The organism is Vibrio sp. 1F169 (assembly GCF_041439605.1).
In the GTDB taxonomy this organism is placed as follows: Bacteria; Pseudomonadota; Gammaproteobacteria; order Enterobacterales; family Vibrionaceae; genus Vibrio; species Vibrio tasmaniensis_A.
The window spans coordinates 43,990-51,159 of the sequence record NZ_JBGOOI010000030.1 but is presented as its reverse complement, the minus strand read 5'-3'; the positions used below and the strand labels follow the sequence as shown (position 1 = coordinate 51,159).

The following is a 7,170-nucleotide window of genomic DNA, read 5'->3' as shown; positions in this document are numbered from 1 at the left end:
CAGCTGACGCTGTTGGCTTAGTAGAAAAACTGTCAACGTATTTTAGGACGAGACACAACGTATTTTAGCACGAGGCTTTTAACCGATATTATTGTGCAGGAGCTGCTTCAGCGTTATCGATGTTTAGTAGTTCTACTTCGAATACTAGCGTTGAGTTAGCTGGGATAGTCGGTGTATCTTGCTCACCGTATGCTAGCTCTGGCGGGATAACGAACTTGTACTTAGAACCCACTTGCATCAGTTGTACACCTTCAGTCCAACCTGGGATTACGCGGTTTAGTGGGAATGTTGCTGGTTCGCCACGATCGTAAGAGCTGTCGAACTGAGTACCGTCTGTTAGCGTACCTTTGTAGTGTACTTGAACCGTATCAGTGTCTTTTGGAGAAGCGCCTTCACCAGCCGTCATTACTTGGTAAAGTAGACCAGATTCAGTTTGCTTAACGCCTTCAGTTTTAGCGAACTCAGCGCGGAAGTCATCACCCGCTTTCTTCACTTCTGCAGACTTTTCTGCCGCTTGTGCTTGCATCGTTTCAGCAACACGCTTGTCTAGAGCTTCAAGAGCTGCACGAGTCTCTTCTTCGTTAAGTGCCGTCTTCTCTGCGAATACGTCTTCGATACCTTGAAGAACCATCGCTTTGTCTAGGTTAATACCTAGCTCGCTTGGCTTATCAATGCTTGTGCTTAAGTAGTTAGCGAAAGATACACCGATTGCGTATGCCGCTTTGTCATCTTCTGTTTTAAAGTTTACTGCTGCAACTTTAACTTCTTCTACCTGTGGAGCTTCTGCCTTTGGTTCTTCTTTCTGACAACCAACTGCTAGCATAACCGTTGCGGCAAGCAGTGATACTTTTAAAACTGATTTCATTGAATTCTCCAATTAATGGCCAAGCCATTGGTTATTGTGCACAAATCTAATGATTAGATTGGTGTGAATACGTTAGTTATAACAATATACTAGTCATATGTCTTTCGACACAAACCGGATTATTGGATGTGATGCGAATATTTTTCCACTCATTGCTATGTACGATTGTCATCACCTTGTTAAATGGCTGCTTTTTCTTCCAAGATGATGACCAACGCTGGGAAATTGAACCCAACGGCGCCACCAGCTTTGCCCTAAGTAGAGATGGACGCTTCGCGCTGCTCTACTCGCAGCAAAAACAGCTGCTCCTTTGGGATCTTGCCCAAAACAAAGAACTGGCTCAACTTGGTCCACAAGATCAATCCGAAAATCAAGTATCGCGTATTCGCATCTCTGACAATGGTCGCTTTGCCATTACCGCCAGTCAGATGAATTTCGCCGTTTGGGACTTATCTTGGACACAAGCTGAAGGGCTATGGTCGATTTCCGATGGCTTAATTCGCGATGTTGATATCTCTAGCAACGGTGAAAAAGTACTGCTGGGCCTATCTAATGGCAAAGCTATCTATGTGGACTTAGTCACCGGACGCCGTCTGGAGTTCCTCGCTCACCGAGAAAAAGTTAATTCCGTCTCCCTATCTTCGAATGGGCGCTACGCATTATCAGGCGGTAACGACTATAAAGCTTACCTTTGGGATACCGAATCAGGCTTGGTATTGCGTACATTCGAGCACGAACAAAGAGTCGTACGAGTTGCCTTACAACGAGATGGAGAGCTAGCTTTTACCTCCGATGGAGGGAATCAAGCGATGATCTGGGATCTTGAGACAGGTGAACCTCAAGCGCAATTGCAGAGCTGGTCTCGACAGCTAATTTTCTCCAGTGCTCGCTTTTCTGATGACGGCAGTATGTTGGTAACAGGTACGCCATCTAGCCAAGTGAGCGTGTGGAATACTCAAGATGGTAAACGCATTTCTCGCCACGACGCCGAGCCATTAAAAGATGCTCGCCCTCCTCGTGCGGTAGTGTATGATGCAGCCTTTGATGATAAGAACCGTGTGATATCGGGCACCTCTGCGGGCATTGCCCAAGCTTGGAATGTGGATTAAGAACGATGACAGAAAAGCGAGTTGAACAATTAGAAAGCCGCGTGAATGACCTAGAATGTCAGTTGGCTTTCCAAGAGCAAACCATTGAAGAACTTAATGAAGCGCTTAGCCAACAACAGATGTTGATCTCGAGAATGCAAGACCAGATGAAGTTCGTGGTTGGCAAAGTAAAAAATATGGATGGCTCAAACCTCGCTGACGCATCAGAAGAGACGCCACCCCCACACTATTAAGTGCGGTTTAAAGATAACGAATTAATTCTAGCGACGCATATCGTTAGTTTCTCGTCCTCAATGTGTAAACACATTTCAGGACGGGACATAGAAAACTAAAAGGGCGACAGATACTTATCTGTCGCCCTTTTGTTTGTTTAATCTACGCTAATTCAACTAAAGTCAGTTAAGGCAATACAAACTTAGTCATCGGCATAAATTTTTACTTCCACGCAGCCATTAGTATCAACACTCGCACGGTACATTCCTGAACTGTTCATACCGAAATGAATATCACCTTGTCCATCGATAGCAATCAAGCCACCTTCACCACCCATGGTTTTCAATTCACCTTGAATAATCGTTTCACAAGCCGTATGCACATCTTCCTTGAGATAACGCATTCGTGCCGCCACATCACTGGCAACCATCTTTCTAAGGAAGAACTCCCCCATACCTGTTGTTGAAACGGCCACGTTGCCATTTTCAGCAACAGTACCTGCACCGATGATTGGAGAATCTCCCACACGACCGTATTTTTTATTGGTTACGCCACCAGTGCTGGTTGCGGCTGCTAAGTTTCCGGCTTGATCTAATGCGACCGCGCCAACCGTGCCGTACTTTTTATCATCTGGATATTTATCAGCTTGCTCTTCATCATATTTCGCTTCAGACAAAGCAAAAATACCTTTCTCTTTCATCGACTGAAGTTGGTCATAACGACGCTCAGTAAAGAAGTAATCTTGCTCGGTGAAAGTATGGTCATGCTCAAACGCAAACTTCTCGGCGCCTTCACCAATCAGCAGCACATGGTCGCTTTTAAGCATCACATCACGCGCAAGCTCAATTGGATTTTTGATATGGCGGACACCGGCAATAGCCCCCGCATCCATTTCACGACCGTGCATCACAGAAGCATCCATCTCAACAAATTCATCATGAGTCAGAACAGAACCTTTACCGGCATTAAAGTGGGGACTGTCTTCCATCACCTTAACTGAAGCAACCACTGCATCTAGCGCATCGCCACCCGACTGTAATACTTGATAGCCAGCCAAAACCGATTTTTCCAAAGCCTCGGTAATACCCGTTTTTAATTCATCACTCATTTGCTCTCGTATGATGGTGCCTGCACCACCATGAATGGCAATTGAAAAAGGCTGTGACATACAAACTCTCCACTGACGTCGACTTATAATGTTGTGCTATCAATACCACATCCATGGTTTGATGTCTGATAGCGAAAACCAAACTATTTACGAACGCTTAGATTTGCGGACACTAAGATTTGCAGACAATTAATTTGGTAGACGAAAAGCCAACTCAAAAAGCTAGCACCCTAAACGAAAAAAACCTCCACAAGGGAGGTTTTCAATATTCTTAAACTAAACCGTTAATTCGGTATTAGTGAGAACCACAGCTACCGCCGCCGCAGCAGCCGTCTTTTTTCTCTTCAGCGTGGTCATGGCCTTCGCCACCACAGCAACCACCTTCGTGATCATGATCGTGGTCGTGACCGCCACAGCCGCCTTCTTGGTGTACGTGACCGTGTTGAACTTCTTCTTCAGTCGCTTCACGAACCGCTACAACTTCAACGTCAAACGTTAGAGTTTGGCCAGCTAGCATGTGGTTACCGTCAACAACAACTTCGTCGCCATCTACTTCAGTAACTTCAACTGGGATTGGACCTTGGTCAGTATCCGCTAGGAAACGCATGCCAACTTCGATTTGCTCAACACCTTGGAATACGTCTGCAGGAACACGTTGAACTAGGTCATCGTTGTGCTCGCCGTAAGCGTCTTCTGGAGTAACAGTTGCTGAGAACTTGTCGCCAGCGACTTTGCCTTCAAGCTCTTTTTCAAGACCTGTAATTAGGTTGTTGTGACCGTGAAGGTAATCTAGTGGAGCTTCTGCAGTTGATTGGTCAACTACTACGCCATCTTCAAGTTTCACTTGATATGCAACACTAACTACTACGTTCTTTTCAATTTTCATGAGAGCTCCAAGGAGGTTTGGACTAAGCTCGAACAGTTGAGCTTAGGAAAAATTCTGTACCCGGATATTATGGGGATCAATTGACGAAACTCAATCACTCAGGCTTAAAAATACCGATCATTTCTTGATTCGCGTGTTCAGATTTCTCTACAGTTTTCGGTTTACGCTGTTCTGTGAAGCCACAATCGACACATTCCACCAGCTCGATATTATTTTCAATCCACCAGCGGAGTGTGTCTTGAGTCTTGCAGCTTGGGCAGCTCGCCCCTGCGATAAAGCGTTTTTTCTGTTTCACGTTGATATCCTTTACTACTCTGGATTCGCAGTTCTTCCGCTCTAGCTCTATTAAAGACAAAGCAGAGACCACGTTTATTATTAGATCAGTTATCTAGACTTTTATTTCTAGAGCTCAAGCTATATGTCTATGCCCAAGCTTCATTTCTAAGCTCAAGCATTAGTTATCACTTCAAGCTACTGCCAATAGTTTCGAGATTGGTGATCGTTTTCCATCTCGTGTCCAAAAATCTCTTCAAGCTCTTTGCGAGCCTCTTTCGCTCTTTGGGCTAACTCGGCATCTTCGTTATGCTGAGGCAGCAACTCTTTCAGCATACCATTATCCAGTTTCCTAAAGTGTGCTTCTGCTCGCTTCGCTTTATATGGATGCATGCCAAGTTCAGTCAATGTTTGACGACCTAAATCTAATGCCCCAAGGAAGGTTTCACGCGAGTAGTTGCTCACACCGTGGTTAAGTAATTGATACGCTTCAACACGGCTTCGAGCACGCGCTAAAATCTTTAACTGTGGGAAATGCTGCTTACACAAGTCGACAGTTTTCATGATTTCGTCTGGAGAGTCGGTACACAACACGATCGCTTCCGCTTTATCAGCTCCGGCTGCGCGTAATAATTCAAGATGAGTCGAGTCACCGTAAAATACCTTGTAGCCGAACTTCCTAAGGATATGTATTTGGCTGGCATCACTTTCAAGGACGGTGATACGAATCTTGTTGGCATACATCAGACGACCAATGATCTGACCGAAACGACCAAAGCCTGCAATGATCACTCGAGGGCTACGATCAACCACATCCGAAGACATCGCGCTTTCACTGATTTGATTGAGTTGACGAGCAAAGAAGCGATCTTGCAGCTTAAGCATCAATGGCGTGGTCACCATAGAAAGGCTCACAACCACTAGTAAGAACGACACTTGGTCGCCGCTTAAGATGCCTTGTGCACTCGCCGCGGTAAAAATAACGAAGGCAAACTCACCACCTTGGCTGAGAATCATCGCCATACGGCTGCGCGCTTTAGCTTGAGTACCAAAGATACGAGCTAGCGCATACAACACCAAGCCCTTCAACACGACCAGAGACGACACCGCGATAAGTATTGCGAATGGACTTTCTGCCAATAAACCTAGGTTTACCGCCATACCCACAGAGATAAAGAACAGGCCAAGCAGTAACCCTTTGAATGGGTCAATCGCGATTTCAAGCTCGTGTCGATATTCACTTTCAGCCAGAAGTACGCCCGCCAAGAAAGTACCTAATGCCATCGACAAACCAATCTGCTGCATGATGACGGCAATACCAATCACCAATAACAGCGCTGCTACCGTGAACAACTCACGCACACCGCTCATGACTACATATCGGAACAGTGGTCTCAACAAGAAGTGACCACCGACAAGCAAGCCAATCACACCGCCTAGCATCCATAACATGTCAGCCCAACTGCCGCCCGTATTACCCGCAAGCAAAGGCAGCATCGCCAACATAGGGATTACGGCAATATCTTGAAAAAGTAATACCGCAAAGCCTGACTGCCCTGCTTCTTTGCCACCAAGCTCTCGCTCTTCAATAACACGCAACGCAATAGCGGTCGAAGACAAAGCTAAACCCATGCCGATGACTAAGCTAGTTTGCCAAGTTAAACCAAACATACACGCGATAGCGGTAATAATCAGAGTGGTGATCAGCACTTGCGCGCCACCGAGTCCTAGAATGGGGGCTCGCATCTGCCACAGTTTTTTCGGATTAAGTTCGAGACCAATCAAGAAGAGCAGCAGTACCACCCCGAATTCGGAGAAGTGTAGAATCGCCTCTACATCACTGATTAAACCAAGCCCCCATGGGCCAATCGCCACACCCGCTAATAAGTAACCGAGTACCGACCCTAATCCAGCGCGCTGTGCGATAGGAACCGCAACCACAGCAGCTGCTAAAAATATAACGCTACTTTGTAGAAAATCGTTAGTCAGAGCCATCATTCGCTCCTATATCTTGTAGCGGGTCTCGCAACCAATTTCGATACGCTTCTGCGTGTTGGTAACGCGTCATATCGGTGACATTTCGTGCCCAATGTAAAACCAAAGGGGATATCCAGTGCATCTGACACAAAGCAGCAGTTAGCTCGAATGGTTGCAAAATCTCTTGTAATGGATATTTATTATAGCCTGCGGCACCAAACGCCTCTTCTTTACCACCGGTAGTAATCACACTGCGCCAGTGTTTACCTTTAAGCGCACTTTGCTCACCAAACGCAAAACCCTTGCCTAATACTCGGTCAAACCACTCTTTAAGCAGTGATGGGCAGGAATACATAAACAAAGGGTGTTGGAACACGATCACATCATATTCAAGCAGCAATGCATGCTCAGAAGGCACATCAATAAAGAAGTCAGGATAGATGGCGTAGAGATCGTGGACTTTGACATTCCCAAGCGACTCTATCTTTTTAACCATGATCTGGTTAGCGATAGAGGTTTGCGGCTCTGGGTGCGCATAGATGACCAGCACCTTTGGCACGGGGTTGTCTATCGAGGGAGTATTACTCATTCCTTTGAAACATTCCTTTGAAGGCTAAACGGTGGCAAGGCCACAAGAATTTAAGCAAAAGTTACTAATATGTTATTGGCATCATAACGCAAATTGCATTGTGATCGACTTTTATCTGGTTTCAGCCTACTATGCAGGCGTCTGTTCACC

At 45.8% G+C, this 7,170-nt stretch carries 8 protein-coding genes; 2 read left to right on the top strand and 6 right to left on the bottom strand.

Annotated features, from left to right (window positions below; translation table 11 throughout):
• Nucleotides 1-88: 88 nt before the first annotated feature.
• On the bottom strand, nt 89-865 hold the full coding sequence (gene fkpA / locus ACED53_RS13190) for an FKBP-type peptidyl-prolyl cis-trans isomerase (RefSeq protein ID WP_009848932.1): 777 nt from the start codon (nt 863-865) through the stop codon (nt 89-91).
• 131 nt (nt 866-996) lie between these two features.
• On the opposite strand from fkpA, the gene ACED53_RS13185 reads away from it, so the two are divergent.
• Entirely contained in the window at nt 997-1,974 is a 978-nt protein-coding gene (locus ACED53_RS13185) for a WD40 repeat domain-containing protein (RefSeq protein ID WP_009848931.1), read from the top strand.
• Nucleotides 1,975-1,979: 5 nt separating this feature from the next.
• A complete protein-coding gene (locus ACED53_RS13180) occupies nt 1,980-2,207 on the top strand; it encodes a SlyX family protein (RefSeq protein ID WP_017100010.1) in 228 nt (75 codons plus the stop codon).
• Between the two features lie 182 nt (nt 2,208-2,389).
• On the opposite strand, the gene ACED53_RS13175 is transcribed toward ACED53_RS13180, so the two are convergent.
• The 5 genes from ACED53_RS13175 to kefG form a co-directional block, all read right to left on the bottom strand.
• Nucleotides 2,390-3,355 carry an isoaspartyl peptidase/L-asparaginase family protein gene (locus tag ACED53_RS13175; RefSeq protein WP_012604924.1) on the bottom strand — a complete coding sequence of 322 codons (966 nt, stop codon included), beginning with the start codon at nt 3,353-3,355 and terminating at the stop codon, nt 2,390-2,392.
• A gap of 235 nt (nt 3,356-3,590) precedes the next feature.
• Nucleotides 3,591-4,181 carry a peptidylprolyl isomerase gene (slyD, locus tag ACED53_RS13170; protein WP_009848928.1) on the bottom strand — a complete coding sequence of 197 codons (591 nt, stop codon included), beginning with the start codon at nt 4,179-4,181 and terminating at the stop codon, nt 3,591-3,593.
• A gap of 94 nt (nt 4,182-4,275) precedes the next feature.
• Complete coding sequence (locus tag ACED53_RS13165; protein WP_012604925.1) at nt 4,276-4,476, bottom strand: YheV family putative zinc ribbon protein; 201 nt, start codon at nt 4,474-4,476, stop codon at nt 4,276-4,278.
• 176 nt (nt 4,477-4,652) lie between these two features.
• Entirely contained in the window at nt 4,653-6,449 is a 1,797-nt protein-coding gene (kefB, locus tag ACED53_RS13160) for a glutathione-regulated potassium-efflux system protein KefB (RefSeq protein ID WP_029225383.1), read from the bottom strand.
• Entirely contained in the window at nt 6,436-7,020 is a 585-nt protein-coding gene (gene kefG / locus ACED53_RS13155) for a glutathione-regulated potassium-efflux system ancillary protein KefG (protein ID WP_017100008.1), read from the bottom strand. Before kefG ends, kefB begins: the two co-directional genes overlap by 14 nt.
• Between the last annotated feature and the right edge of the window lie 150 nt (nt 7,021-7,170).